Source organism: Cupriavidus sp. PB-02 (assembly GCF_058252315.1).
In genome coordinates this window covers 934,544-961,182 of record NZ_CM177694.1, presented here as the reverse complement: position 1 = coordinate 961,182, position 26,639 = coordinate 934,544, and the positions used below count along the sequence as shown (strand labels likewise).

The following is a 26,639-nucleotide window of genomic DNA, read 5'->3' as shown; positions in this document are numbered from 1 at the left end:
AAGTGCGGTACGGCGATCATGCCGCCATGCCGGCCTATCATGAATCGACGGCGCGCAATCGCAGCGCCTAACGAACAGCGCCATGAACCCTTCGACCTCACCTCCCCTATTCCTTTGCGGCGACGTGATGACCGGCCGCGGCATCGACCAGATCCTCGCGCATCCCAGCCAGCCGCTGCTGCACGAATCGTATGTGCATTCCGCGCTCGACTACGTGCACCTTGCCGAGCGCAAAGCCGGACCGATCGCGCGCCTCGCCGCGCCGGAATACCCGTGGGGCGTGGCGCTGGCGGAACTAGAAAGCCGCGCGGCGCGGCCGCGCATCGTCAATCTCGAAACCGCCATCACCACCAGCGACGACGCCTGGCCGGGCAAGTCGGTGCACTACCGGATGCATCCGGGCAATATCGCTTGCCTGCAGGCGGCGGGCATCGACTGCGCGGTACTGGCCAACAACCATGTGCTCGACTGGGGACGCGCAGGGCTGGACGATACGCTGGCAGCACTGGACGGGGCGCACATCGCGCATGCCGGCGCCGGCCCCGACGAGGCCTCCGCCGCACGTGCCGCGCTGTTGCCGCTGCCGGGCGGCGGCCGCGTGGTGGTGCTTGGCTTTGCGATGGAGAACGCCGGCACGCCGGCGGCGTGGCGCGCCAGTGCCGGGCATTCGGGCGTGAACCTGCTCGATGACTGGTCCGATGCTTCGCTTGAACGCATCGCGGCACAAGTGCGCGGCATCAGGCGGGCGGGCGACGTGGTAGTGATTTCAATCCACTGGGGACCGAACTGGGGCTACCGCATCGACCCGGCGCAACGCGCCTTCGCACGCGGCCTGGTGGGGCGCGCCGGCGCGGATATCGTCCACGGCCATTCCTCGCACCATCCGCTCGGCATCGAGCTGCATGCGGGCAAGCCGATCCTCTACGGCTGCGGCGACTTCATCAACGACTACGAAGGCATCGGCGGCTACGACGAGTACCGGCCCGACCTGGCGCTGATGGCCTTCGTCAGCTTCGATCGCGGCGGCCGCGCCGACCTGCGGCTGGTGCCGCTGCGCCGCAGCCATTTCCGGCTGCAATATGCGCGCGAAGTGGATATCGCGTGGCTGCTGGCGATGCTCGCGGACGAAGGGCGCGCGCTTGGCACAAGTTGCGAGCGCAGTGGCGTGCACGAGTTGCGCGTGTTCGCGGCGTGAGGCCTGCGCCAATGAAAAGCCCGCCGGCGAGGCGGGCTGACAACGTGTGGCCCCGCGCGCGAGGCCGTTTTCTAATGCCGGTGAATCATGTGATCGAACCAGGTCTTCACCGACTGCTCTTGTTGCTGCAGCAGCGTCGGGTTCTTTTCGCGCAGGACCCAGATGACGATCGCCGCACAGGCAACCAGGGCGATCAACACCAGCGCAGTGATCATTGTGGCAGCCATAGCAACCTCCTGTCGGTAGTGTGGTTGCACCTTCAGTGTAGGTCGGCTGGCAGGCGGTTGCAGGGACGCAGAAAGCAGGAAGGCCAGCCGTGCTGGCTGGCCTTCCGGTTATTCAAGTGCCACGTGTGTCGGTTCTGTGTAACGCTTCCACAGTTTGCTGATTCCGCTTCTGCATTCACTGCCCGACGCTAGCTCTTCTCGCCCATCCTGCGGCACCCCAGGACATAACTGCAGCATAGTACAAATCTCCGGGGAGGGAAGCGTCCAGAAGGCTTGCTATGCGGCGCCGGCTCAGGTCACCGCGATGCGGTCGTCGACGAGCCGGATCTGCCCGCCAGGCTTGTCTTCCATCACTTTGAGCACACGGCTGCCTACCTGCAGCGTAACGCCGCCGTGGATGCGGTGCGCGGCGTCGATCACGGCGTCGGCGGCGGGCTGCATCTGCTGGCCGAGTTCGGTCAGCCGCCCCTCCAGCTCGAACAGGTCGCGCGAGAGCTTGAACAGCGTCGCGCGCGCCTTCTCGCGCAGGTCGCCGACGGCTTTGTCCGGGTGCTGGGCGAAGAACGCCACCAGTTGCCTGACCTTGTTCTGCTCTTCCAGCAGCCGGCGGCGATCGCCTTCCAGCGCGGCGCGCTGCGCGTCGGCGTAGGGGTTCAGGCCGACCTGCACGCTGGTGGCGGTGCCGGCCGGGGCGCCCAGCACCGCGGCGCGCACGGCCAGCATGGCGCGGCTGCGGCCGCCGCTGATGCTGCCCTGCACGCCGGGGCCGCCCACCACGATGCGCTCGCCCGCGGCAACATCGCTCTGGCGGATGCCGCTGTCGACAGTGACCTCGGTACCGGCCTCGACCACGGCGTTCTCGATAAAGCGCGCCTTCACCGCGCCCTTGCAGCGCACGCTGGCGCGGCTGATACCGCCTTCGGTGTGTCTGGACTTGGCCTTGCCGATAATGCCGCCCTTGACCACGACGTTGCCGCCCGCCTCGACGTTGGCGGCCTCGATGGTGCCTTCGACCACCACGTCGCCGCTCACGCTTACCGACATGCCGGTACGGATATCGCCCGACACGCGCAGCGTGCCGTCGAACGCGACATTGCCGGAATGCAGGTCGACCGACTCCACCTGCACCACCGGGCTGACCGAGATGCCATAGACGCCGACCACAGGGGATCCTGCGATCACCGCGACCAGCAGGTTGGCATCGTCGGGATCGGCGGCCGCGCCGGTGAGGCCTTCTGCGAAGGGTGGATCCTCCACAGGATCTGCCGCGATGGGCTTGCCGAACACGTCCACGCCGTCGTTGCCGGGCACGGCCGGGATGCGGCGCATCAGCGGCGTGCCGGGGCTGAGCAGCAGCAGGTTGCCCAGGTCGCGCAGGTCGACCTTGGTGGCTTCGTCGTCGGCCTGCGCCGGCTTGCGCGGCTCAAGCAGGTTGACGAAGCGCGCCGGCTCGCCCTGGCGGGGTGCCACGCCGGCGGCGATGGTGCGCAGCTCGCAGGTGCTTTCGGCCAGTGCGGCATCCAATGCAAGGCTCTGGATCGGCGCCACCACGCCAAGGTCCGCCACGGCACGGCGGATGTCCTCCGCGGTGACCGGCCTTCCGCCTTCGGGCGGCATCAGCGTCAGCCGCACGGCCAGGCCGTCGCCGGTGATATCGAGTTCAAAAGCGCCGTCGATCAGCGCGCCGATGGTGGCGTCGATCTCATGCTCGGCGCGCTGGCATTGCGCCAGGAACTGCGCCACCGCGCGCGCTTCCAGCCGCGCGCCGGCCCAGCCCAGGCTGGCCAGGCATTGCTTGAGGCTGTCGTGATCCGGCGGTAACCTGCCGGGCTCCGGCGTGTAGCGCGCATGCACCTGCTCGCCTGGCTCCGTGAGCTCCAGGCGCAAACCTGACTCGTGAATCATGAGTCCCCCGACTGTTCTTGTGGAGAGGCAGCCCGCCACGGGCTGTTCCACATGGCAGTACCGCACTGCGGGACGGCCGGCCATGGCGCCGGCGCTCCGCTTGTTATCGATCTATGACCAACGGCAGAAGGGTCGCCAAACTTGAGCGCACAACATACCCTGCCGAGGTGGGGTCTGCGCCACCTGCGCCACCTGCGCCACCTGGGCCACCTGCGCCGGCGGGGGCCCGGCGGGACTTTTGGGTAAACTGTCGGCATTCCAGGGCGCGCCGCGCCCTGCCAGCCTGTGCAGTCCCCCATGTCCAATACCCACGAAATCCGCCCCGGCCAGTCCATCGAGCTGCTCAAGGAACTCCATATCCTGACGCGCGACGGCAAGATGAACCAGGACAGCCGGCGCAAGCTCAAGCAGGTCTACCACCTGTTCCAGTTCATCGAACCGCTGCTGCAGGAGGTCAAGCAGGACCGCGGCCGCGTCACGCTGGCCGACCATGGCGCCGGCAAGTCCTACCTCGGCTTTATCCTGTATGACCTGTTTTTCAAGACGCTGCAGGACGACTCCCACATCTACGGCATCGAGACCCGCGAAGAGCTGGTGAAGACCTCGCAGGCGCTGGCCGCGCGGCTGGGTTTTCCGGGGATGTCGTTCCTGAACCTGTCGGTGGCGGATTCGATCACCTCGCCGGAGCTGCCGCCGAAGGTGGACGTGGTTACCGCGCTGCACGCGTGCAATACCGCGACCGACGACGCGATCCGCTTCGCGCTGGCCAAGCAGGCGCGGCATATCGTGCTGGTGCCGTGCTGCCAGGCGGAAGTCGCAAGCGTGCTGCGCAAGCACAAGGGCAAGCTGCTGGCCGGCAACCCGCTGACCGAGATCTGGCGCCATCCGCTGCATACGCGCGAGTTCGGCAGCCAGGTGACCAACGTGCTGCGCTGCCTGCAGCTCGAGGCGCACGGCTACCAGGTCAGCGTGACCGAGCTGGTGGGCTGGGAACACTCGATGAAGAACGAGCTGATCATCGCGCAATACAAGGACCTGCCGCGCCGGCGCCCGGCCGAGCGGCTCGAGGACGTGCTGGAACAACTCGGGCTGGAGGAGATGCGCGAGCGCTTCTTCACCACACCGGCGTAATCAGCCTTTCCGCGGCTCGTCCTCGCCCGCCATCCAGCGCTGCCAGCCGGCATGGCCGAGGCGGCGCATGGTGGCCTGGTTGCGCGCGTAGATATCCGCCGCATCCGGGAACGCCGCCACCGCGCGCGCGATGCTGTCTTCGCGCAGCAGGTGCAGAATCGGATACGGGGCGCGGTTGGTGTAGTTCTCGATATCGTCCGGCTCGGTGCCCGCGAACTGGTAGTGCGGATGGAAGCTGGCGATCTGCAGCGTGCCTTCCAGGCCGAGGCTGCCGAGCAGGCGCTCGGCGAAATACAGCAGGTCGTTGAAGTCGAGGAAGTCCGCCACCGCATCCGGCAGGATCAGCAGCGTCGTGTCGATCTGCGCAGGGTCGGCTGCCTCCAGCAGGCGCAGTTCGCGTTCCAGGTCGTCCATCACATCCGGCGCTTCCGTGGCCGTGCTGACCACGTAGCGGACCTGTTCCTTCACATACACGCTTTTGGCGAACGGGCACAGATTGAGCCCGATCACGGCGCGCTCCAGCCAGTGGCGGGTGGCGGCAATGACGGTGTCTGCGGAGGTGGCGGCGGAAGACATGATGGCAATACTCGGGGAAACCGTCATTCTAGCGCTGCCGCAGGCTCTATAATCCGCGGCGGAAACACCCTCGCCGTCCCTTGAGCTTCCCCATGCCCTCTTCCCTCAACCCTTCCCTGCACAGCACCAGTACCGACGTTGCCATCATCGGCGGCGGCCCGGCCGGGCTGATGGCCGCCGAAGTGCTGGCGGCACAGGGTGTCAGCGTGGCCTTGTATGACGCGATGCCGTCGGTCGGGCGCAAGTTCCTGATGGCCGGCAAGGGCGGTATGAACCTGACGCATGCGGAGCCGGAGCCGGCCTTCCTGGGCCGCTATGGCACCCGCGCGGCACAGATCGCGCCGATGCTAGCGGGCTTCGGCCCGCAGGCCCTGCGCGAGTGGGTGCATGGGCTTGGCATCGACACCTTTGTCGGCAGTTCGGGCCGCGTCTTCCCGACCGACATGAAGGCCGCGCCGATGCTGCGCGCCTGGCTGCACCGGCTGCGTGAATCCGGCGTGCAGTTCCATATGCGCCATCGCTGGCTGGGTTGGGAGGACGGCGCGCAGCACACCCTGCGCTTCGCTACGCCGCACGGCGAAGTGTCCGTGCAGGCTCGCGCCGTGGTGCTGGCGCTGGGCGGCGCAAGCTGGGCGCGGCTGGGATCGGATGGCGCGTGGGTGCCGCGACTGGCGGAGCGCGGTGTCGAGATTGCGCCATTGCGGCCGGCCAACTGCGGTTTCGATGTGGCGTGGAGCGAAGGCTTTGCCTCGCGCTTCGCGGGCACGCCGGTCAAGCCGGTGGCCATCGCCCTCACGGATCCCGACGGCCATCCGCACTACCGGCAGGGCGAGTTCGTGATCAGCGCGAACGGCATCGAAGGCAGCCTGGTCTATGCGCTGTCGGCACCGATCCGTGACCGCCTCGAAGCCGAAGGCAACGTGGTCATCCACCTGGACCTGCTGCCTTCGCACAACGCCGAACAGGTCAGCACCGAGGCCAACCACCCACGCGGCTCGCGTTCGCTGTCGAGCCACCTGCAAAGCCGGCTCGGTATCACGGGCGTGAAGGCAGCGCTGCTGCGCGAATGCCTGCTGAAGGACGCGATGTACGACCCCGGCACGCTGGCCATCTCGCTCAAGGCGCTGCCGCTGCGGCTGCTGCGCGCGCGGCCAATCGATGAAGTGATCAGCAGCGCCGGCGGCGTGCGTTTCGAAGCGATGGATGAACGGCTGATGCTGCGCGCAATGCCCGGCGTGTTCTGCGCGGGCGAGATGCTCGACTGGGAAGCGCCCACCGGCGGCTACCTGCTGACGGCATGCTTCGCCAGCGGGCGCACCGCGGCGCTGGGCGCCGCGGCGTACCTGCAGCAGGCTTAGGCGGCGGCCTTGCCGCCGACGAGGCTCAGCGCCACCGCCTCGGCCACTTCGATGCCGTCGATCGCGGCCGAGTAGATGCCGCCGGCATAGCCCGCACCTTCGCCCGCCGGGTACAGGCCCTTCACATTGATGCTCTGGTAGTCGTCGTTGTTGCGGCGGATGCGCAGCGGCGACGAAGTGCGCGTCTCCACGCCGGTCAGCACCGCATCGTGCAGCGCAAAGCCGGGCAGCTTCTTGTCGATCTCGGGAATGCCTTCGCGAATCGCTTCGATCACGTAATCCGGCAACGAAGTGCTCAGGTCGGTCGGCGTCACGCCAGGCTTGTACGAGGGCTCGACCGAGCCCAGCGAGGTCGACGGCCGGCCGGCAATGAAATCGCCCACCAGTTGGCCAGGCGCGCAGTAGTTGCTGCCACCCAGTTCGAACGCGCGTTCTTCCCACTTGCGCTGGAACTCGATGCCAGCCAGCGGGCCGCCGGGATAGTCCTCCGGCGTGATGCCCACCACGATGCCCGCGTTGGCATTGCGCTCGGCGCGCTTGTACTGGCTCATACCGTTGGTGACCACGCGGCCCGGCTCGGATGCTGCCGCCACCACCGTGCCGCCCGGACACATGCAGAAGCTGTAGACCGAACGCCCGTTGCTGCAGTGATGCACCACCTTGTAGTCGGCCGCGCCCAGCAGCTTGTTGCCGGCGAACTTGCCGAAGCGGCTGCGGTTGATCAGCCCCTGCGGATGCTCGATGCGGAAACCCAGCGAGAACGGCTTGGCCTCCATGAACACGCCGCGCTCGTGCAGCATCTCGAAGGTATCGCGCGCGCTGTGGCCGACCGCCAGGATGACGTGGTCGGCTTCCAGGTATTCGCCGTTGGACAGCTTCAGGCCGCGTACCTGGCCGTCGTCGATCTCGAAATCGTCGACGCGCGTCTCGAAGCGGATCTCGCCGCCCAGTTCGATGATTTCGGCGCGCATCTTCTCGACCATGCTCACCAGGCGGAAGGTACCGATGTGCGGGCGCGCCTTGTACAGGATGTCCTCCGGCGCGCCGGCACGCACAAACTCGTTCAGCACCTTGCGGCCATAGTGCCTGGGGTCCTTGATCTGGCTGTACAGCTTGCCGTCCGAGAACGTGCCCGCGCCGCCTTCGCCGAACTGCACGTTCGACTCCGGGTTGAGCACGCTCTTGCGCCACAGGCCGAAGGTGTCCTTGGTGCGCTCGCGCACTTCCTTGCCGCGCTCCAGGATGATCGGGCGGAAGCCCGACTGCGCCAGGATCAGGCCGGCCAGCAGGCCGCACGGGCCCATGCCGATCACCACCGGGCGCGGATGCGAGCTGCTGGCCTGCGCGCGCGCGACGAAGTGGTACTCCATGTCGGGCGTCACGCTCCAGTTCGGCTTGCCGGCCATGCGCTTGATCGCCGCGGCCTCGTCACTGACTTCGATATCGATGATGTAGGTCAGCTTGATATCCGAGCGCTTGCGCGCATCGTGGGCACGGCGGAACACGGTATAGCCGATCAGGCCGTCTCCCTTGACGCCGATCTGCGCCGCGCTGGCGCGCACGGCGGCGTCCAGGTCGCTTTCGGTATGGTCGAGCGGGAGTTTGACTTCACTTAGACGTAGCATGGGGAACCCGAGAACTGCGGCCGGGGGGTTGGGCACACAAACGTGCCAGGCCGGCCGGAGCGCAATTTTATAGTTTTTCGGGCGCGAGGTCGGCAATCCGGCGGGATGCAGGCTTGCGGACCGAGCCGCCGGGGCGCGCAGGCCGCATGAGCAAGGCCTTCACGAGTGCCAGCAAACCCGGCGGTTGCGCGATCGCCAGCGCGCCCGGGCGCCGCGCCGCAACCTCCAGCCAGCCGCGTGCGGGCACGACCAGCGTGTCGCCGGCGCGCAGCCGCTGGCGCGGCATATGGCAGGTATCGGCCAGCCATTGCGGCGGCCCGACGATTTCCAGTTCGCCCGCACTGGCATGCAGCACGGCGCCCGCCGCCACGCGGATGCGCAGGCTCTGACCGGCCGCGAGCCGCACGGAGGGTGATGCGGAGGAAGTGTCTTCAGGATCGCTTTGCATGACGTGACTCCGGTAACAGGCACAGGACTCCAGCCTATCGACCGGCACCCGCCCGCGGCAGGCACACCCCGGAACCGCACGGACCAGAACAGCAAAGCGAATTCCGCCCTGTTACGATACAGCCGCCCCGCTTCTGTATCTGTACCGATGCGGCCAACCACGCCACGATGCCGCCATGGATTCCGCCCCGCTCTACCGCCAGGTTGCCGGCCACTATCGCCGCGCCATCGAATCCGGCACGCTCACCGCCGGCGACCGCATGCCGTCCGTGCGCGCGCTGATGGCGCTGCATAGCGTCAGCCTGTCCACCGCGCTGCAGGCCTGCCGGCAACTTGAGAGCGACGGCTTGCTGGAAGCGCGGCCGCGCTCGGGCTATTTCGTCGCGGCGCCGCAGCGTTCGCCGCTGGCGGCGCTGGCCGAGCCGGCGGCGGCCTTGCCCGATCCGGCGCAGTACGTCGGCATCCACCAGCGCATTTCCGGATTGCTGGCGCGCGGCCAGCACCAGCATGTGCACACCAACCTCGGCGGCGCCTATTGCGCGCCGTCGCTGTATCCGACCGAAGCGCTGCGCAGCGCCGCGGCCCGTGCGCTGCGCCGCCATCCGATGCTGTTCGGCGAAGCGGTCGAGCCCGACGGCTACCACCCGCTGCGCGCCGCGCTGGCGCGCCAGGCGCTGCGCTCGCGCGTGCAGCTGGCGCCGGAAGAGATCGTCATCACAAACGGCTGCACCGAGGCGCTCAACCTGGCGCTGCGCGCGGTAGCCGGTCCCGGTGACGTAATCGCGGTGGAGTCCCCGACCTACTACGGCCTGCTGCAGATCCTGGAAAGCCTGGGCATGCGCGCGCTGGAAATCCCTTGCAGCCCGCAGACCGGCATCTCGCTCGAGGCGCTGGAGCTGGCCGCGCAGCACTACGACAACATCCGTGCGGTGGCGGTGGTGCCCAACCTGCAGAACCCGCTCGGCTGCATCATGCCGGATGCGAACAAGGCGCGGCTGGTGCAGTGGTGCGAGGCGCGCGGCATCGCGCTGATCGAGGACGACTGCTTCTCGGCCACCGCCGACGGCGACACCCCGCCGGCCGCGGCCAAGGCATGGGACGAAAGCGGCAACGTGATCCACTGCGCCTCGCTGCACAAGGTGCTGGCGCCGGGCATGCGGCTGGGCTGGATTGCCGCGGGCAAGTGGCAGGCGCGCGTGGAGATGCTGAAGTTCGGGCTGTCGCGGCCCAACGAGATGCTGTCGCAGATGGCGGCGGCGGACTTCCTGGCCTCCGGCGCGCATGACCGCCACCTGCGCCGGCTGCGCACGCGGCTGCAGGCGCAGCGCGAATGGTTCGCGCAGGCGGTGGCGGCGAGCTTTCCGGCCGGCACGCGGCTGGGCGCGCCGCGCGGCGGCATGCACCTGTGGGTGGAGATGCCCGCGCAGGTCTCGTCCGAAGCGGTGTTCGACGAGGCCCTGGCGGCCGGCATCCGCGTGATGCCGGGCGTGATGTTCTCCAATGCCGGACGCTTCGACCACTGCCTGCGCATCAACTGCGGCACGCCACGCTCGACGCAGATCGAACGCGCGCTGGGAACGCTGGCCTCGGTGGTGCAGCGGCTGGCCGGCTAGCGGCGCCGTCTATTTGCAACATCACTCCCTTTTTACGCCTTGCTCGCCTATCCTAGTGCGCTGTTGCGCAGGAGGGGTGGCCCGGCTGGTTCCCGGGCATCGGCAAAGACCGCCGCGCAGCACGGGAAAAAATAAAAAGGAGAATGGCCTTGAGCAGTGCATCCGCGGCGTCGCCCGCCGGCAATACCGGCAACCTTGGCGATCACCCAGACGACTACCCGACCCTGTTCCAGCTCGCACCGGTATCGCTGTGGCTGGAAGACTTCAGCGCCGTGCGCCGGCACTTCGAGCGGTTGCGCAGCGAAGGCGTTACCGACCTGCGCGCGTGGCTGCGCGCCGACCCGCAGCAGGTGGCGCGGTGCTCTGCGCTGATCCGCGTGATCGCCGTCAACCAGCGCACGCTCGACCTGTTCCGCGCGGCCGATCTCGACGACCTGGTGGCCAACCTCGACACCGTGTTCCGCGACGACATGTTCGACCAGCACGTGGAAGAACTCGGCCAGCTGTGGGATGGCGGCAAGCGCTTTGCCAGCCAGACCGTCAACTACACGCTCGACGGCGAGCGGCTCGATATCCGGCTGGAGGCCACGGTGATGCCTGGCCATGAAGACACCTGGGAACGCGTGCTGCTGTCGGTCGAGGACATCACCGCGCGCGTGCGCACCGAGCGCGAACTGCGCCACAGCGAGCAATATGCGCTCGGAGTGTTCGAGCATTCACCGGTGTCGTTGTGGGTGGAGGACTTCAGCGCGGTCAAGATGTTGCTGGATGAGGTGCGCGCCGCCGGCATCACCGACTTCCGCACCTTCCTCAACGTGCATCCGGATTTTGTCTCGCGCTGCATGCAGGAGATCCGCGTGCTCGACGTCAACCAGCAGACGCTGCTGATGTTCGGCGCGGAATCGAAGCAGATCCTGCTGTCGCGGCTGGGCGACGTGTTCCGCGACGACATGCGCATCCACTTTGCCGAGCAGCTGATCGACCTCTGGCATGAAAAGCTGTGGCAGCAGCGCGAGGTCATCAACTACGCGCTGGACGGCCGCGCGGTGGATGTCTTCATGCAATGGTCGGTGTTTCCGGGGCGCGAAGCGGACTGGGACCAGGTGCTGGTGTCGCTGACCGACATCACCGCGCGCAAGAAGGCCGAGGCCTATGTTGAGTTCCTGGGCAAGCACGACGTGCTGACCAAGCTCTACAACCGCGCCTACTACGAAGACGAACTGGCACGGCTGGGCCGCAAGGGCCCTTGGCCGGTCAGCGTGGTGGCGGTGGACCTGAACGGGCTGAAGGTGGTCAACGACCAGTTCGGCCACGCCGACGGCGACGGACTGCTGCGCCGCACCGGTGAGGTGCTGAAGAAGGCCGTGGGCGAGCAGGCCTGCGTGGCCCGCATCGGTGGTGACGAGTTCATGATCCTGCTGCCGGGGCGCGACGAGCGCGGCGCCGCCACCGTGGTCGAACAGATCGACAAGGTGGTGGAACTGAACAACCAGTTCTATCCGGGCGCGCGGCTGAGCTTCTCCATCGGCCACGCCACCTGCGTGCAGGGCGACCGCCTCAGCGACGCCGTCAAGCTGGCGGACAGCCGCATGTACGACGCCAAGCGCGCCTACTACGAGACGCCGGGCAACGAGCGGCAGCGCGACTGAGGGACTGGCCGGGCGTGTTTCAGCCCGGCGAGCATTCGCCGCGCATCAGCGCCCACTCCTCGCACTGCTTGCCGGACGGAAAAGTGCAGATGCCAGTCTGGCCGCCGGGCGTCGACACGATCTGCAGCTTGCCGCCGCGTTGCGTGCAATTGACCGAGGCGGGGTTCGCCATGCCGATGGCGGCGCCGGTGTCTGCCGGGCGTTCTGCAGGCGTGGTGGCGCAGCCAGTCGCGCAAATGGCGCCGGCCACCCACAGTGCGGTACGAACGCACATCGCGATCTCCGTGTCGAGGTGAAGGAGAGGCGGCGGACCGCCCAAAGCAAAGAGCCGGCAAGCCGGCTCTCTTGCGTATTACAGGTAGACGATCAACGCCACGCCCACCACGATCAGCCCGAACTTGGCCACGTAGTAGGCCTTGCGGTTCCAGGCCTTGAAGCGCCGCCGGTATTGCCCGCCCAGCCAGACGAAGCGGAACAGCCGGTTGATCATGCCGGTCTGGTCATGCTCGTCGTTAGGCGAGCTGGCCGCGGTCATGACCTTGCGGCCCATCCAGTGGTTGAACTTTGTCGCCCAGCCATAGCGCATCGGACGCTCGATATCGCAAAACAGGATCAGCCGGTTGGCGTCGCTGCGGTTCTCGGCCCAGTGCAGGTAGGTTTCGTCGAACACCACGCCTTCGCCGTCGCGCCAGCTGTGGCGCTCGCCGTCGACCTCGATATAGCAACGGTCGTCGTTGGGCGTGGCCAGGCCCAGGTGGTAGCGCAGCGAACCGGCGAACGGGTCGCGGTGCGGGTTGAGCTTGCCGCCCGGCGGCAGCTCGGCGAACATCGCGGCCTTCACGGTCGGCAGTTCGCGCAGCAGCGCAACCGTCTTGGGGCACAGCACTTCGGCCGACGGGTGCTGGGCTTCGTACCACTTCAGATAGAAGCGCTTCCAGCCGTACTTGAAGAAGGAATTGAAGCCGGCATCGTCGTTCTTTTCCGCGGCCTTGATCTTGCGCATCGCGGCCAGCGCCAGGCCTTCGTCGCGGATTTCAGGCCAGGCGGCGCGCAGCTTTTCCAGGTCGGGGAATTTTTCGACCGGAATATACGGGGTGCGCGGCACGCCCGAGAACGCGTACATAAAGCAGTTGATCGGCGCGACCAGCGCCGAATGGTCCAGCAGCTGGCGCCAGATGCGCAGGCGCACCTTGCCGCGGAAGTGCACATACAGGATGGCACCGAGGTAGCCCGCGACGATTATCCACTTGATCACCGAAATCCTCCTGGTCAACCGTCACCGCCGCAACACAAGCGCTGCGGGCAGGCTGGGTGAAAACCGGTATTTTAGCGAAACGGCAGGCGCACCGCAGCTTGAGCCGGATGCGGCACATGGCCCCGGCCGCGGCCGGGTGCCCAGCAGGTGCGTTCAGGACTCGCCGCGTGACTGGCGGGCGATGCGCTCGATCAGCGCCTGCGCGTCGTCGGGCAGGCCCTGCAACGTCAGCAGGCGCGCATTGAGCACCAGGTTTTCCAGCACCAGCTTGGCGGTGGAGGCCCACATCGTGGCCAGCAGCGCCTCCGTTGGCAGGCCGGACGCTTCCATCTCGACCGAGCGCTCGGCGATCAGCCGGCATGCCAGACGGCGCAGCGCGCCGTCGTCGAACGGCAGGTCGGCGTAGTCGATCGGGTCTTCCTTCTCTACTTCCACCATCAGTTGCAGCAGGGTGTCTTCTGTCATGGGGCAGACTCCTGGCAAGGCAAAATTACCAAACTACACGCGGAAATCCGCAGCCATGTCGGCATCGGTGCGCGCCTCCAGGCGGCCCGAACGGCACGCGGCCACGAATTGATCGTAGTCTCGCTCGACCTGGTCGGCATAGCCGTTGGCATAGCCTACCATCGCGTCGGCCATGCGGTCGCTGCGGCCCAGGTAGCCGCTGATCTCGGCGCCGAGGCCACTGGCCTTGGCGTGCGCCCGCGCCAGCACCCAGCCGCACAGCGCCGCGTACCTCGGCGTCCATCAGCTCGATCTGGCGATCATGCGGCCGTAGCGCAGCGGCACCAGCCGCGGCACCCGGGCTTTCGCTGCTGGTCTCCAGCAGCGCCACGGGGTCGCGGTCGACGTTGCCGATGGTGTCATGCGCGCCACGCGGCACCTGCTGGCGCAGGGCCTTGCCACGCTCACAGCGTGCCTCGACCTTGTCCGTGGATGCGGGCGCCCCTTCCGCTTGCCGTATCGCCACAATGCCTCCCCTGCCGGCGCCGCCGGCGGTTGCCCTTTGTGCAGCATCTGCAACGAAGCTAATGCAGCGCGCCGCGGCTTGTCAATCGACAGGCCGCGGCGAGAGCGAGGCGGGACGCTTACAGTGCCGGCGGCTGGCGGCGGAAGCCCACGCCGAAGCGGTTCCAGGCGTTGATGGCCGAGATCAGCAGCGTCAGGTCGGCCATTTCCTTTTCCGAGAACTGCTCGCGCAGCGCGTTGTAGTCCGCGTCCGGCGCCTGGCTTTGCGGCAGCAGTGTCAGTGCCTCGGTCCAGGCCAGCGCGGCGCGCTCGCGCGGGGTGAACCAGCTCACCTCGCGCCAGGCGGGCAGCAGGTTCAGGCGGCGCTCGCTTTCGCCATGCTTGCGGGCGTCGGCCACGTGCATGTCCAGGCAGAAGGCGCAGCCGTTGATCTGCGAGGCGCGGATCTTCACCAGTTCCTTCAGGCTGGATTCCAGCGAGCAGCGCGCCAGGTAGACCTCCAGTCCGATCATCGCCTTGTAGGCGTCCGGGGCCACGTCCTGCCAGTTCATCCGTTCTTCCATGGTGGTTCTCCAGTTCGTCAGGGTTGGATCCTTGCAGGCACCTGGCGCGTTCTGCCGGTGCCCGTTGGAATGAAAGATAGGCCTCCAGATTGGCGCCGTACACGGCCAATTTACGGCAGACTTGGTAGACCAGTTTCCCCCGCCCCGGACCGCCATGGAACTGCACCTCGCCCTGGACCAGGCCAGCGACCTGACCGCGCAGATCGTCCACCAGATCCGCGACGCGATCCAGGCCGGTCGCCTGGAAGCCGGAGCGCGCATGCCGCCCACGCGCCTGCTCTGCACCCAACTGGGCGTGGCGCGCAAGACCGTGACCACCGCCTATGAGCGCCTGGTCGCCGAAGGCTGGCTGCATGCCCGCGTCGGTGACGGCACCTATGTGGCCGAAGGGCTGGCCCGGCCGCCCGTGCTCTTGGCGGCGGCGCCGGTGCTGCCGCCCGCGGTGCAGCGCTGGATGGCGGTGGAAACGCCCTTTCTCGGCCCGGCGGGCGCGGCGCGCTATGCCTTCCAGCCCGGCCAATCCGATACCGCGCGCTTTCCGCACGAGGCGTGGTCGCGCTGCGTACGCGCGGCACTGGCCGCCGAGCGGCAACGTCCGGCCGGCCCGGCCGATCCCGCCGGCGAGATGGCGTTGCGGCAGGCCATCGCCCGCCATATCGCCTTCACCCGCGGAGTGCAGAGCGCACCCACCGATATCCTGGTCAGCGGTGGCTCGCAGCAGGGCATCGACCTGATGGCCAGGCTGGTGCTCGGACCGGGCGCGGTGGTGGCGATCGAAGATCCGGGTTATCCGATGGCGCGTGCGCTGTTCCAGGGAATGGGCGCACGCGTGGTGCCGGTGCCGGTCGACGGCGAAGGGCTGGTGGTGGCGGCGCTGCCGAACGACGCCACGCTGGTCTACGTCACGCCCTCGCACCAGTCGCCGCTGGGCGTGCCGATGAGCCTGGCGCGGCGGCAGGCGCTGCTGGACTGGGCCGCGCGCTGTCATGCGGTGATCCTGGAAGACGACTACGACAGCGAATTCCGCTACGGCGGGCAGGCGCTCGACGCGCTGCAGACGCTGGACCGGCACGGCTGCGTGGTCTACCTCGGCACCTTCTCGAAAACGCTGGTGGCCAATCTGCGCGGCGGCTACATGGTGGTACCGCCGTGGTTGATGCCGGCGGCGCGCAAGGTCAAGCACCTGATGGACTGGTACACGCCGACGCTGATCCAGCAGGCGCTGGCGCGCTTCCTGGCCGAGGGACACCTGCTGCGCCATATCCGGCGCTCGCATGTGCGCCACACGCAGCGGCGCGCGCGCTTGCTGGCGCGACTGCATGGCGACCTGTCGCCGTGGCTGGAGCCGCTGCCGGCGATCGCTGGCTTCCACCTGGCGGCGCGGCTGCGCGTGCCGGTGGCGACCGAAACGCTGGTGTCGATGGCGCGGCTGGCTGACCTGGAGCTCGCCACGCTCGACCCGTTCTATGCACAGCAGCCCGCCACCTGCGCAGGCCTGTTGCTGGGCTTCGGCGCGATCGATCTGCTCGCTATCGACCCCGCACTGGACCGGCTGGCAATGGTACTCTCTGCGCTGGCACCGTTACCGCCACATGCCGCGTGATGCACGCGGCACGGAAATCGCACCAGGTGATGCATGCCGCGCTCGCGACATGCCGGTGACATAGCGCCGCAGTCATACTAGTGACCGCAAATATGCCGTGAACAAATCGGACGAGCGCCAGTCTTACTCGCTCATTCGCATTTCCACACACCACCAGAGTAGCGTTCATGACCAAGCGTTTGTTGTCCGCCATGCGTCAGTACGCATGGTTTGCAGGGGTGAAGCATCATGTCGTGCAGGGCGTCGAAGCCCTGGCGGAACTGCTCAAGTCCCCTTCCGCCGCGGCGCGCGCCGTCGCGGCCATCGTTGCCGAAACCGAGCACGGCGTACAGGTCTGGGTCTCGTACTTCGGCAAGCCGCTGGACCCGCACACCAACTACGTGCTGTGGCCGAACCGCGCGCTGCGCCCGGCGCGGCGGCGCATCCAGCCCTCTCCCATCGAACAGTTGCAGATGCGACGACGGCGCGACGACTAGCCGCGCCACGCTTTGCCGCATCGCTGCAGCGCCCCGCCGAAGCACGGCGCCGGGCGCTGGTGGCGCTCACGCGTCGGCCAAGCGCCGCAGCAGGTTGCGATAGACGCCGGTCAGCCCGATGACCGCTTCGTGCACCTGGCCGAGTGTCTGCGACACCTGCCTTTGCAGGCGGCGGCTCCACTACAATGGTTTTGCTGTTCCCGTCCCCGACAAGGAGAAGACATGTCCGAACCGCTACATGACGAAGCGTTGGTCAATCTCTACCTGGAACGTATTTCGGCCCTTTCGGTGAGCGCCTTCGATGGTGCCGATGTCAGCGGCGAACTCGATACGGTGATGCGCGAGGCGGTAACGAAATGCCAGGCCGCCGGCGGTCCGCAGGCGCAGGGAACGCTGACCGTGCTGGCCTCGCGGCTGCGTGAACGCGCGCAGGCCGCCGACCGCGAAGACCAGCCGCTGGTGCGCGATACGTTCACGCGCGCGGCGGAACTGGTGCGCGCATAGACGCCAATGGTTGCGCGTCGCGCAGTATTACATCGAAGCTGTGAGAGTCAATCTGGCCGGACGGCCTATAGGGCAACGCCTTGAAGGATTGCGGCGAATGCCGCGAAAGGCGTTGGTTGCGGGGGCAGGACTTGAACCTGCGACCTTCGGGTTATGAGCCCGACGAGCTGCCAACTGCTCCACCCCGCGTCTGAAGAGAAAGATTATGTCTGATTCACACGCGCATGGCAAGCATTATCTTTGCCTGCGCGTGAAATCGTTCGTGCCTGCATGTTTGCGCGTGCCGCGCTTCATGCGATGCGCTTCAGTTTGCCGTCCAGTTCATGCGCCATGAGCGCGGTCTCGACATAGAGCGGTTGACCTGGCCCAGCGCTTCGAGCTTGGTGTCGAACGAACGATTGGGAAAGGGATTGTGGCGTCCTGCGAGGATCTCGCCGTCGGTGCGACGGATGATCTCGACCAGGATGGCCCACTTGCCCTTGGGCAGCGCAATCACTTCATAGACGATCTTGTAGCCTTCATATTCCGGCATGGCGGAGGCACTCCTTGTGCTGCAATGGCGAGCGAGACTTCGCCCGTCCGCTTCCAGCGTAGGAATGCCGGCCCCAATCAAAAATGATCCAGGTCAATGACGATGGATCACGGTTTGATATAAGCCGTTGCGCCAATCGCAATGGCGCATCCAGGTGCGCCACAAGGCCTGCATGCCGCGCGCAGGTATCACACCGGTGGCCCGAGCAGGCGGTCCACCAGCGCATAGCCCGCACCGAATGCCGCCACTTCCGCCGCATGGCGCGTGGCGAACTGTTGCGGACCGCTGGCAAGCAGCTCGGTATCGCCTGCATCGGCAGGGTCTGCCCCCTCCTGCGACACCCGCACTTCATAACCCCATCGCCCGATACTGCCCCCGCCTTGCGGCGACACCAGGACATAGACGTCCATGCCGCGATACTCCTCGACGCGCCAGTCTGCGTGTTCCATGCAATTTGCTCCAGGGTCGGATATGGTGGTGCTGCTTCGAGCCTAGGAGGCTGCACGTGCGTGTGCAAGGTATGACGCAGCAATCGCGCTGTCAGCGAGCGATCTGGAATGGAACTGGGGGGAAACGAGGAGGACGAACGGAGAGCGGAGAAACAAAAAGGGCTTCCGTTTCCGGAAGCCCTCTTCTTTCTACATAGGTGGCGCGGCTGGCAGGATTCGAACCCACGACCCCTTGGTTCGTAGCCAAGTACTCTATCCAACTGAGCTACAGCCGCACTCGAGAAAAGAGATTATATCTGAGTTTTGGATTTTGTGAAGCCCCTCCGCAACTTTTTCTCATTTTTTTGTGATGTGGGCCTCCCGCCAGCGTTTTTCTATAATGAGTACCCGAAGAAGTGATCCGGACCATGAACAAGGCATTTGTCAAAGAGTCGTCTGGCGACGAGGACGACGACCTCCCCGAAGGCGCAACGCCGCTACCTCCCGGCACCAAGAACTACATCACCGCCGGAGGCTACAACCGCCTGCGCAATGAATTGATGCAGCTGATCGACGTCGACCGGCCCGATGTGGTGCAGATCGTGTCGTGGGCGGCATCCAATGGCGACCGCTCCGAGAACGGCGACTACCTGTACGGCAAGAAGCGTCTGCGCGAAATCGACCGCCGCATCCGCTTCCTGACGCGCCGACTGGACAAGGCCGAGGTGGTCGACCCGTCCCTGCAGGGCGACAACGACCAGATCTTTTTCGGCGCCACCGTCACCTATGTCAATCGCGCCGGCGAAGAAACCACCATCACCATTGTCGGCATGGATGAAGTCGACCTGGACAGCAACCACGTAAGCTGGATCTCGCCGATCGCCAAGGCACTGATCAAGGCGCGCGAAGGCGACACCGTGGCGTTGCGCACGCCTGCCGGGGTCGAGCAGATCGATATCCTGGAAGTCCGCTACCCGACGCCGCGCGGCGCCGAGTAAGCGCGCGCCGCCGGCGGCGGCGCTCAGCCGCCGTCGTTGCGGTCGCGGAAGATGCGGATGACGTCGGGGTTGCGGCGCAGCCCGCGCATCACGTTGGCAAGGTGCAGGCGGTTCTGCACCTGAATGAGGAACTGCATGTACGTGGCTTCCTGGTGGCTGCCGTCCTGCTGCTCCATCGCCACGTGCGCGACGTTGGCGTCGGCGGCGGTCAGGTCCGCCGCGACGCGCGCGACGATGCCCTTGACGTTGCGCACCATCACCTTGATCGACACATCGAAGGCGCGCGTGGTCTTCTTGGCCCACATCACGTCGATCCAGTGCTCAGGATCCTTGCTGTGCAGGCGCTTGGCGATCCTGCAATCCTGCACATGGATCTGCAGCCCTTCGCCCTTGCCCAGGTAGCCAACGATGGAGTCGCCGGGGATCGGGCGACAGCACGCCGAGAAGATCATCGACATGCCTTCGTCGCCGGTGATCGGCACCGCCGGCGCTTCTTCGCCGGCAAAGGTCTGCACCGCCGCCAGCAGCGCGCTGTCGACGTCGCCGGACAGCTCCTGCAGCAGGATCTCCATGCGCTTGGCCACCACCGCAGGCACGCGTCGGCCCAGCGCTAGGTCGGCGAAGATGTCTTCGCGGTGCTTGTTGCCGGTCCACTGGATCATGCGGTCCCACACCGACTGCGGCACGGCCTTCAGCTCGATGCCGAGCTGGCGCGCGGACTGTTCCAGCAGGCGCTCGCCGAGCTGGATGGCCTCGTCGAGCTTGGTGGTCTTCAGGTAGTGGCGGATCGCCGCGCGCGCCTTGCCGGTGCGCACGAACGACAGCCAAGCCGGATTGGGCTTGGAGTACGGCGCCGTCACCACCTCGACGATATCGCCGCTCTTGAGCTCGGTGCGCAGCGGCAGCAGCTCATTGTTGATCTTGACCGCGACGCACTGGTTGCCCAGGTCGCTGTGCACCGCGTAGGCAAAGTCCAGCGCGGTGGCGCCGCGCGGCAGCGCGCGGATATGGCCCTTGGGCGTGAACACGTAGACCGCGTCCGGGAACAGGTCGATCTTGACGTGCTCCAGGAACTCCTGCGAATCGCCGGTCTGGCTCTGGATATCGAGCAGCGACTGCAGCCACTGGTGCGCCTGCTGCTGGATATCGTTGGCGTGATCGGCCTGGTGCTTGTACATCCAGTGCGCGGCCACCCCCGCCTCGGCGATCTGGTGCATGTCGCGCGTGCGGATCTGGAACTCCACCGGCGTGCCGAACGGGCCCACCAGCGTGGTGTGCAGCGACTGGTAGCCGTTGATCTTGGGGATGGCGATGTAGTCCTTGAACTTGCCAGGCATGGGCTTGTACAGCCCGTGCAGCGCGCCCATCGCCATGTAGCAGTGCATCTGCGTTTCCACCACCACGCGGAAACCGTACACGTCGAGCACCTGCGAGAACGACAGCTGCTTGTCGTGCATCTTGCGGTAGATGCTGTAGAGCGTCTTCTCGCGGCCAGACAGTTCGGCCACGATGCCGGCGTCGGCCAGCGCCTTCTGCGCGGCCTCCAGGATGCGCCTGACTACCTCGCGCCGGTTGCCGCGTGCGGCCTTGACGGCTTTTTCCAGCGTGGCATAGCGGAACGGCGAGCCGACCTTGAACGACAGTTCCTGCAGTTCGCGGTAGATCGTGTTCAGACCGAGACGATGCGCGATCGGCGCATAGATCTCCATGGTCTCCACCGCGATGCGGCGGCGCTTCTCCGGCGGCACGAAGTCGAGCGTGCGCATGTTGTGCGTACGGTCGGCCAGTTTCACCAGGATCACGCGCACGTCGCGCGCCATCGCCAGCAGCATCTTGCGGAAGCTCTCCGCCTGCGCCTGCTCGCGGCTCTGGAATTCGAGCTTGTCCAGCTTGGTCAGGCCATCGACCAGTTCGGCGACCTTGGGACCGAATTTCTCGGCCAGCTCGCTCTTGGTGATGCCCTGGTCTTCCATCACGTCGTGCAGCAGCGCCGCCATGATGGACTGGACGTCCAGCTTCCAGTCCGCGCACAACTCGGCCACCGCCACCGGATGGGTGATGTAGGGCTCGCCGCTCTGGCGGTACTGGCCGAGGTGGGCCTCGTCGGAAAACTGGAAGGCTTCGCGCACCCGCGCCAGGTCGGGCGCCTTCAGGTACGCGAGCTTTTCCATCAGCCGGGTGATGGAAATGACCTGCTGGCGCGGCGGTACCGCCGGCTGCGAGGTCGGGCCGAAGAAGTGCCGGTATGACTGCGCCAGCACTGCATCGATAAACAGACTGTCCGCCGCCGGCTGCGTCGTCTGCTGCACCGCGGCCAGTTCGTCCTGCACGGCGGCGCCCCTGGCCTTGGCCGGCGCCAGCGCGACGGCGCGTTCGCCGACGACATCGTCGCCGAGCGGATCGGGCAGATTGGGAGCGCCGGTGCGCGCGTTCACGGAAGACTGGCCCGGAATGGTGCGCTTACGCGCCGTGGGCGGAACCGCATCCCCATGCGCCTCCCCGCGCGGGTGCGCAGGCACCACGGCTGTCGGCGACGGCTGGGTGGGAGGCTTGGAGGGCGGATGGGGCGAAGGCATGGCGGCGGCCCGGGAAATCCGGCTGGATACGTGCTGGCACGATGCGAGGATGAGCCATGGGCCGCCTGGTCGATCAGGTCGGGACCTTTTTCAGCATCTCGATGCCGACCTGGCCCGACGCGATCTCGCGCAGTGCCACCACGGTCGGCTTGTCCTTCGCTTCGACCTTGGGCGTGTGGCCCTGCACCAGCTGGCGCGCACGATACGTGGCCGCCAGCGCGAGCTCGAAACGGTTCGGAATGTGTTTCAGACAATCTTCGACGGTAATACGCGCCATATCAAATCCACCTTGGGACAAAACCTTGTGTTGGGTTGCCATTTTACAGCACGCGGCGGAAAACGCCGGCGGCGCCTCCGCGCGCATGCATCGGCTCAGTGAATGCCGAGCTCGATAAACAGCTCCGAGTGCCGCGCCTTCTGCGACGAAAAGCGCAGACGGGTGGCCCTGACCACGTTGCGCAACTCCTCCAGCGCATCGTCGAAGACTTCATTGATGATGACGTAGTCCGACTCCGACGCGTGCGACATCTCGCTGCCCGCCGCCAGCAGCCGGCGCACGATTACGTTGGGCTCGTCCTGGCCGCGCTTCTTCAGGCGCTCTTCCAGCGCGGTCAGCGACGGCGGCAGGATAAAGATCTCGACCGCGTTGGAAAAACGCTGGTGCACCTGCTGCGCACCTTGCCAGTCGATTTCCAGCAGCACGTCGTTGCCCAGCGCCATCTGTTGCTCGATCCACACGCGCGAGGTCGCGTAGTAGTTGCCGTGGACCTCGGCCCACTCCAGGAACTCGCCGCGGTCGCGCGCGGTGCGGAAGGCGTCGACGGTGACAAAGTGGTACTCGCGCCCGTCCTGCTCGCCAGGGCGCGGGGCGCGGGTGGTGTGCGAGATCGACAGGCGGATGGCCGGGTCCTGCGCCAGCAGCTTGTTGACCAGCGTCGACTTGCCGGCTCCGGACGGCGCCACCACCATGAAGAGGTTGCCGGGGTAGACGGTATCGATGGCAGTGTGAGGCGCAGTTTTAGACGTTGGGCTCATGATGATTCTGGTGACAGTCTTTATTCGAGGTTCTGGACCTGCTCGCGCATCTGCTCGATCAGCAGCTTGAGCTCCATCGAGGCATCGGCCAGTTCCTTGGCCGCGGCCTTGGAGCCGAGCGTGTTGGCCTCGCGGTTGAGCTCCTGCATCATGAAGTCCAGGCGCTTGCCGACCTGGCCGCCCTTCTTCAGGATGTGGCGCGTTTCGTTCAGGTGCGCCTGCAGCCGCGACAGCTCTTCGGCGATATCGATGCGGATGCCGTAGACCGTGGCTTCCTGGCGGATGCGCTCGGCGATCTCGTCGCGGCTCATCGACGGCATGCCGTTGGGCGCGGCCAGGTTGAAGGCTTCCTGCAGGCGCTCCGTCAGCTTTTCCTGGTGGTGCGCGATCAGTTGCGGGATGGTCGGCGTCAGGCGCTCGACGATCGCCAGCATGGCGTCGACCCGCTCCATCAGCGTGGCCTTGAGCGCGTCGCCCTCGCGACGGCGCGCTTCCAGCAGTTGGTCCAGCGCCTCGCGCGCGGCGCCCAGCACGGCTTCGCGCAGCGAATCCTGCGACAGCTCGGGCTCGACCAGCACGCCCGGCCAGCGCAGGATCTCGCCCATGCGCAGCGTGCCGGCGCTGGCGAAGGTGGCGGCCACCGTGGTTTCCAGCGCGCGGATCTGCGCCAGCAGGCCGTCGTTGAGCGCCAGCGTGGCGCCGCCGGCGTCGGTGCGCTGCAGGTTGATGCGGCATTCCAGCTTGCCGCGCGACAGTTCGGCCATCAGCATTTCGCGCAGAGCCGGCTCGAAGGCGCGGCACTCTTCCGGGGCCCGGAACAACAGGTCGAGGAAACGCGAATTGACAGTGCGGAATTCCACCGAAACTGACGCCGTGCGCCCGCTGGGGTCGCCCTGCGCGTTGGTCAATGGCGCCTGGCGCGTCGCCAGGCCATAGCCTGTCATGCTGTGGATCATTGGATATTCTCGTGAATGGGGGCGGCCCCGGGGCGCTGGCGGCCCGCAGACGCCCTCCTCGAGCCTCCCGCGACCGGATCCGGGAGCGCTCTCAAAACGTTGAAAGGAGGGCAATAATGCCCGTATTTGTGTTCTTTACAAGTGACCGATTAGCCCGGACAATCCGGAGGCAATTCAGGTCCCTATTCCCATGACAGAGTCCAAGGGCACGACACAACCGAAGAGTGCACCGCTGCCCGTCGGCACGCTGTTGTCCAACTATCGTATTGTAAAGAAGTTGGCCAGCGGGGGGTTCAGTTTCGTCTACCTGGCCACCGACGAGACCGGCGCACCTGTTGCCATCAAGGAATACCTGCCGTCGTCGCTGGCGCGGCGCAACCCGGGCGAACTGATCCCCGTGGTGCCCGAGGAAAACGCCGCGGCGTTCCGGCTGGGCCTGAAGTACTTCTTCGAAGAGGGCCGCTCGCTGGCCCGCATCTCCCATCCCAGCGTGGTGCGCGTGGTGAACTTCTTCCGCGAGAACGCCACGGTCTACATGGTGATGAACTACGAGCTGGGCAAGACGCTGCAGGAGCACGTGCTGGCGGCCCGGCAGCAGGGCCGCGCCAAGGTGCTGCGCGAGCATTTCATGCGCAAGGTCTTCCACGACCTGATGAGCGGCCTGCGCGAGGTGCATATCCACAAGCTGCTGCACCTGGACATCAAGCCCGGCAACATCTACCTGCGCGAGGACGAATCCCCGATCCTGCTGGATTTCGGCGCCGCGCGGCAGACCCTGACCATGGAAGCGGCCCGCTTCCAGCCGATGTACACCCCCGGCTTTGCCGCGCCGGAGCTGTACGGCAAGCATTCCGAGCTGGGCCCCTGGACCGACATCTACAGCCTGGGCGCGACACTCTACGCCTGCATGGCTGGCATGCCGCCGCAGGAAGCCAACCAGCGCGAGAAGGACGACCGCATGGGCGAGGCAGTGCTGCGGCTGCGCAGCAGCTACACCAACGGCCTGGTGGACCTGGTCGAATGGTGCCTGCGCCTGACCCCGTCCGAACGCCCGCAGAGTGTGTTCCGGCTGCAGAAGGAGCTGCGCGAGCAGACCAATGCGCTGGGCGAGCAGGCCGCGGCCCAGCCGCCGGTGCCGGCCGAGCGCCCCGCCCCGACCTCGCGCTTCCTGACGCTGCTGCGCCGGCGTGACGAGCCCGCCCCCGGCGCAAGCGTCGAATAAATCACAACCTGCCACGCCCCCGGCGCGGCCAATTTATTAGATTTCCCGAGCCAACATGCGATTCTCTGTCTACCAGGAAAGCAGGAAAGGCGGCCGCCGCATCAACCAGGATCGCATGGGCTACTGCTTCACGCGCGATGCGCTGCTGATGGTACTGGCCGACGGCCTGGGCGGCCACGCCCATGGCGAGGTCGCCGCGCAGCAGGCGTTGCAGACGCTGGCCCGCCAGTTCCAGGCCCAGGCGCGCCCCACCGTGCGCAACCCAGCGGAGTTCCTGCAGGACACCATCATGCTGGCGCACCGCGAAATCCACCGCTACGCGGAAGCCCACCGCATGGCCGACGTGCCGCGCACGACCGTGGTCTGCTGCCTGGTACAGCACGGCCAGATCCACTGGGCGCACGCGGGCGACTCGCGCTACTACCTGCTGCGCAAAGGCCGGCTGCTGACGCGCACGCGCGACCACTCCAAGATCGAGAACCTGCTGCAGCAGGAGCGCGTGCTGCCGATGCAGGTAGCCAACCACCCCGAGCGCAACAAGCTCTACAACTGCCTGGGCTCGCCCAACCTGCCGCTGATCGACCTGGGCGGGCCGGTGCGGCTGGAGCCGGGCGACGTGGCCCTGCTCTGCTCGGACGGGCTGTGGGGCAGCCTGGAAGAGCCGGTGGTGGTGGACAAGCTCTCGCGCCTGTCCGTGGTGCAGGCAGTGCCGGCGCTGATCGAGCAGGCGCTGCAGAACGCCGGAGAAGGCGCCGACAACACCACCGGCATCGCCATGATGTGGGAACTGGACAGCACCACCACCGGGCAGGATGCGGTGATGACCGACACGCTGCCGCTGAATGCCTTCACCACGTCGATCCTGGAGCGCACCGGGTCGGACAGCGACCTCCTGTCCGAGGAGGAGATCGAGCGCTCGATCGCCGAGATCCGCGCCGCAATCGACAAGACCAGCAACCTGATGCGCTGACGCCGTACGCGGGCCCAAAGGAGCACCAAAGGGGCACCAAAGCAGCGCTCAAAGGCTGGCGGCGTTAGAATCGCGGTCTCTCCCCGATTCGGACAAACCATCTCATGCGACCCAGCGGCCGCGCAGCCGATGCGCTGCGTTCCATCAGCCTTACCCGCCACTACACCCGCCACGCCGAAGGCTCCGTCCTGTGTGCCTTTGGCGATACCAAGGTGCTGTGCACCGCCAGCGTGCTGGCCAAGGTGCCGCCGCACAAGAAGGGCAGCGGCGAAGGCTGGGTCACGGCCGAATACGGCATGCTGCCGCGCGCCACGCACACCCGCTCGGACCGCGAGGCCGCGCGCGGCAAGCAGACCGGCCGCACGCAGGAGATCCAGCGCCTGATCGGCCGCGCCATGCGCTCGGTGTTCGACCTGGCGGCGCTGGGCGAATACACGCTGCACCTGGACTGCGACGTGCTGCAGGCCGACGGCGGCACCCGCACCGCTGCCATCACCGGCGCCTTTGTCGCCGCGCATGACGCGGTTTCCGCCATGCTGCGCGATGGCCTGATCGCCGCCAGCCCGATCCGCGACTTTGTCGCCGCGGTCTCCGTCGGCATGGTCGACGGCGTGCCGGTGCTCGACCTCGACTATGCCGAGGACAGCAGCTGCGATACCGATATGAACGTGGTCATGACCGGCAGCGGCGGCTTTGTCGAGGTGCAGGGCACCGCCGAGGGTGCGCCCTTCAGCCGCGCCGACCTGGACGCGATGACGCGCCTGGCCGAAGCCGGCATCGCGCGCCTGGTGCAGCACCAGCGTGAAGCGCTCGGCCTGGCCTGAGG

Annotated in this window: 28 protein-coding genes, 2 tRNA genes and 1 pseudogene; 12 read left to right on the top strand and 19 right to left on the bottom strand. The window is 66.8% G+C overall.

Annotated features, from left to right (window positions below):
- The first annotated feature begins 82 nt into the window (after positions 1-82).
- A complete protein-coding gene (locus AC10V3_RS04595; protein WP_349609519.1) occupies positions 83-1,195 on the top strand; it encodes a CapA family protein in 1,113 nt (370 codons plus the stop codon).
- Between the two features lie 71 nt (positions 1,196-1,266).
- Here AC10V3_RS04595 and AC10V3_RS04590 read toward each other — a convergent pair whose 3' ends face one another.
- Both AC10V3_RS04590 and AC10V3_RS04585 read right to left on the bottom strand, forming a co-directional pair.
- Positions 1,267-1,422: a hypothetical protein gene (locus tag AC10V3_RS04590; protein WP_022533997.1), complete on the bottom strand. Its 156-nt coding sequence runs from the start codon at positions 1,420-1,422 to the stop codon at positions 1,267-1,269.
- Between the two features lie 291 nt (positions 1,423-1,713).
- A complete protein-coding gene (locus AC10V3_RS04585; protein WP_490923179.1) occupies positions 1,714-3,327 on the bottom strand; it encodes a flagellar assembly protein A in 1,614 nt (537 codons plus the stop codon).
- A gap of 297 nt (positions 3,328-3,624) precedes the next feature.
- Between AC10V3_RS04585 and AC10V3_RS04580 the strand changes: the two genes are divergently transcribed.
- Positions 3,625-4,458 carry a class I SAM-dependent methyltransferase gene (locus tag AC10V3_RS04580; RefSeq protein WP_022533995.1) on the top strand — a complete coding sequence of 278 codons (834 nt, stop codon included), beginning with the start codon at positions 3,625-3,627 and terminating at the stop codon, positions 4,456-4,458.
- Here the strand turns inward: AC10V3_RS04580 and AC10V3_RS04575 are convergent, their stop codons facing one another.
- A complete protein-coding gene (locus AC10V3_RS04575) occupies positions 4,459-5,034 on the bottom strand; it encodes a DUF1415 domain-containing protein (RefSeq protein WP_349609522.1) in 576 nt (191 codons plus the stop codon).
- A 92-nt stretch (positions 5,035-5,126) separates the two neighbouring features.
- Here AC10V3_RS04575 and AC10V3_RS04570 point away from each other — a divergent pair, with 92 nt between their 5' ends.
- Positions 5,127-6,392 (top strand): TIGR03862 family flavoprotein, encoded by a 1,266-nt coding sequence (locus tag AC10V3_RS04570; protein WP_022533993.1) that lies wholly within the window; start codon positions 5,127-5,129, stop codon positions 6,390-6,392.
- Here AC10V3_RS04570 and AC10V3_RS04565 read toward each other — a convergent pair.
- Entirely contained in the window at positions 6,389-8,017 is a 1,629-nt protein-coding gene (locus tag AC10V3_RS04565) for an NAD(P)/FAD-dependent oxidoreductase (protein WP_022533992.1), read from the bottom strand. The genes AC10V3_RS04570 and AC10V3_RS04565 overlap by 4 nt on opposite strands.
- Before the next feature lie 67 nt (positions 8,018-8,084).
- Positions 8,085-8,465, bottom strand: coding sequence for a hypothetical protein (locus AC10V3_RS04560; RefSeq protein ID WP_022533991.1), 381 nt, complete (start codon positions 8,463-8,465; stop codon positions 8,085-8,087).
- A gap of 175 nt (positions 8,466-8,640) precedes the next feature.
- Between AC10V3_RS04560 and AC10V3_RS04555 the strand changes: the two genes are divergently transcribed.
- Together AC10V3_RS04555 and AC10V3_RS04550 are read left to right on the top strand one after the other, a co-directional pair.
- Positions 8,641-10,077, top strand: a complete 1,437-nt coding sequence (locus AC10V3_RS04555) for an aminotransferase-like domain-containing protein (protein ID WP_022533990.1) — start codon at positions 8,641-8,643, stop codon at positions 10,075-10,077.
- A gap of 143 nt (positions 10,078-10,220) precedes the next feature.
- A complete protein-coding gene (locus AC10V3_RS04550) occupies positions 10,221-11,726 on the top strand; it encodes a sensor domain-containing diguanylate cyclase (RefSeq protein ID WP_349609526.1) in 1,506 nt (501 codons plus the stop codon).
- Positions 11,727-11,745: 19 nt separating this feature from the next.
- Here AC10V3_RS04550 and AC10V3_RS04545 read toward each other — a convergent pair whose 3' ends face one another.
- The 5 genes and pseudogenes from AC10V3_RS04545 to AC10V3_RS04525 form a co-directional block, all read right to left on the bottom strand.
- Complete coding sequence (locus AC10V3_RS04545) at positions 11,746-12,000, bottom strand: putative hemolysin (protein WP_022533988.1); 255 nt, start codon at positions 11,998-12,000, stop codon at positions 11,746-11,748.
- 78 nt (positions 12,001-12,078) lie between these two features.
- Positions 12,079-12,981, bottom strand: a complete 903-nt coding sequence (gene lpxO, locus AC10V3_RS04540) for a lipid A hydroxylase LpxO (protein ID WP_022533987.1) — start codon at positions 12,979-12,981, stop codon at positions 12,079-12,081.
- 153 nt (positions 12,982-13,134) lie between these two features.
- Positions 13,135-13,446 (bottom strand): hypothetical protein, encoded by a 312-nt coding sequence (locus AC10V3_RS04535; protein ID WP_022533986.1) that lies wholly within the window; start codon positions 13,444-13,446, stop codon positions 13,135-13,137.
- A gap of 33 nt (positions 13,447-13,479) precedes the next feature.
- Positions 13,480-13,716, bottom strand: a pseudogene (locus tag AC10V3_RS04530) (DUF2252 family protein); the annotation flags it as partial.
- 353 nt (positions 13,717-14,069) lie between these two features.
- Positions 14,070-14,513, bottom strand: a complete 444-nt coding sequence (locus AC10V3_RS04525; protein ID WP_022533984.1) for a carboxymuconolactone decarboxylase family protein — start codon at positions 14,511-14,513, stop codon at positions 14,070-14,072.
- A gap of 154 nt (positions 14,514-14,667) precedes the next feature.
- Here AC10V3_RS04525 and pdxR point away from each other — a divergent pair, with 154 nt between their 5' ends.
- Together pdxR and AC10V3_RS04515 are read left to right on the top strand one after the other, a co-directional pair.
- Positions 14,668-16,116: a MocR-like pyridoxine biosynthesis transcription factor PdxR gene (gene pdxR, locus AC10V3_RS04520; protein ID WP_022533983.1), complete on the top strand. Its 1,449-nt coding sequence runs from the start codon at positions 14,668-14,670 to the stop codon at positions 16,114-16,116.
- Positions 16,117-16,283: 167 nt separating this feature from the next.
- A complete protein-coding gene (locus AC10V3_RS04515; protein WP_022533982.1) occupies positions 16,284-16,592 on the top strand; it encodes a hypothetical protein in 309 nt (102 codons plus the stop codon).
- Positions 16,593-16,658: 66 nt separating this feature from the next.
- Here AC10V3_RS04515 and AC10V3_RS04510 read toward each other — a convergent pair whose 3' ends face one another.
- Complete coding sequence (locus tag AC10V3_RS04510; protein ID WP_022533981.1) at positions 16,659-16,748, bottom strand: hypothetical protein; 90 nt, start codon at positions 16,746-16,748, stop codon at positions 16,659-16,661.
- 66 nt (positions 16,749-16,814) lie between these two features.
- Here AC10V3_RS04510 and AC10V3_RS04505 point away from each other — a divergent pair, with 66 nt between their 5' ends.
- The gene (locus AC10V3_RS04505; protein WP_022533980.1) at positions 16,815-17,096 is read left to right on the top strand and encodes a hypothetical protein; all 282 of its coding nucleotides are present in this window, start codon (positions 16,815-16,817) and stop codon (positions 17,094-17,096) included.
- A 113-nt stretch (positions 17,097-17,209) separates the two neighbouring features.
- Here the strand turns inward: AC10V3_RS04505 and AC10V3_RS04500 are convergent.
- The 4 genes from AC10V3_RS04500 to AC10V3_RS04485 form a co-directional block, all read right to left on the bottom strand.
- Positions 17,210-17,285 (bottom strand) — tRNA-Met (locus AC10V3_RS04500).
- A 115-nt stretch (positions 17,286-17,400) separates the two neighbouring features.
- Positions 17,401-17,628, bottom strand: coding sequence for a hypothetical protein (locus AC10V3_RS04495; RefSeq protein ID WP_022533979.1), 228 nt, complete (start codon positions 17,626-17,628; stop codon positions 17,401-17,403).
- Positions 17,629-17,816: 188 nt separating this feature from the next.
- Positions 17,817-18,077, bottom strand: coding sequence for a hypothetical protein (locus AC10V3_RS04490; RefSeq protein ID WP_022533978.1), 261 nt, complete (start codon positions 18,075-18,077; stop codon positions 17,817-17,819).
- A gap of 198 nt (positions 18,078-18,275) precedes the next feature.
- Positions 18,276-18,352: transfer RNA gene (locus AC10V3_RS04485), tRNA-Arg, on the bottom strand.
- Positions 18,353-18,484: 132 nt separating this feature from the next.
- Between AC10V3_RS04485 and greB the strand changes: the two genes are divergently transcribed.
- Entirely contained in the window at positions 18,485-19,054 is a 570-nt protein-coding gene (greB, locus tag AC10V3_RS04480) for a transcription elongation factor GreB (protein ID WP_022533977.1), read from the top strand.
- A gap of 23 nt (positions 19,055-19,077) precedes the next feature.
- Here the strand turns inward: greB and AC10V3_RS04475 are convergent, their stop codons facing one another.
- The 4 genes from AC10V3_RS04475 to AC10V3_RS04460 form a co-directional block, all read right to left on the bottom strand.
- A complete protein-coding gene (locus AC10V3_RS04475; protein WP_041681272.1) occupies positions 19,078-21,489 on the bottom strand; it encodes a RelA/SpoT family protein in 2,412 nt (803 codons plus the stop codon).
- 214 nt (positions 21,490-21,703) lie between these two features.
- On the bottom strand, positions 21,704-21,907 hold the full coding sequence (rpoZ, locus tag AC10V3_RS04470) for a DNA-directed RNA polymerase subunit omega (protein ID WP_006578656.1): 204 nt from the start codon (positions 21,905-21,907) through the stop codon (positions 21,704-21,706).
- Between the two features lie 95 nt (positions 21,908-22,002).
- Complete coding sequence (gene gmk / locus AC10V3_RS04465) at positions 22,003-22,665, bottom strand: guanylate kinase (RefSeq protein WP_022533975.1); 663 nt, start codon at positions 22,663-22,665, stop codon at positions 22,003-22,005.
- Between the two features lie 20 nt (positions 22,666-22,685).
- A complete protein-coding gene (locus AC10V3_RS04460) occupies positions 22,686-23,621 on the bottom strand; it encodes a YicC/YloC family endoribonuclease (protein ID WP_349609541.1) in 936 nt (311 codons plus the stop codon).
- Positions 23,622-23,811: 190 nt separating this feature from the next.
- Here AC10V3_RS04460 and AC10V3_RS04455 point away from each other — a divergent pair, with 190 nt between their 5' ends.
- From AC10V3_RS04455 to rph, 3 genes are all read left to right on the top strand, one after another.
- A complete protein-coding gene (locus AC10V3_RS04455; protein WP_022533973.1) occupies positions 23,812-24,843 on the top strand; it encodes a serine/threonine protein kinase in 1,032 nt (343 codons plus the stop codon).
- Between the two features lie 55 nt (positions 24,844-24,898).
- Positions 24,899-25,813 carry a PP2C family protein-serine/threonine phosphatase gene (locus AC10V3_RS04450; RefSeq protein ID WP_022533972.1) on the top strand — a complete coding sequence of 305 codons (915 nt, stop codon included), beginning with the start codon at positions 24,899-24,901 and terminating at the stop codon, positions 25,811-25,813.
- A gap of 104 nt (positions 25,814-25,917) precedes the next feature.
- Positions 25,918-26,637, top strand: a complete 720-nt coding sequence (rph, locus tag AC10V3_RS04445) for a ribonuclease PH (RefSeq protein ID WP_022533971.1) — start codon at positions 25,918-25,920, stop codon at positions 26,635-26,637.
- Positions 26,638-26,639 lie beyond the last annotated feature (2 nt).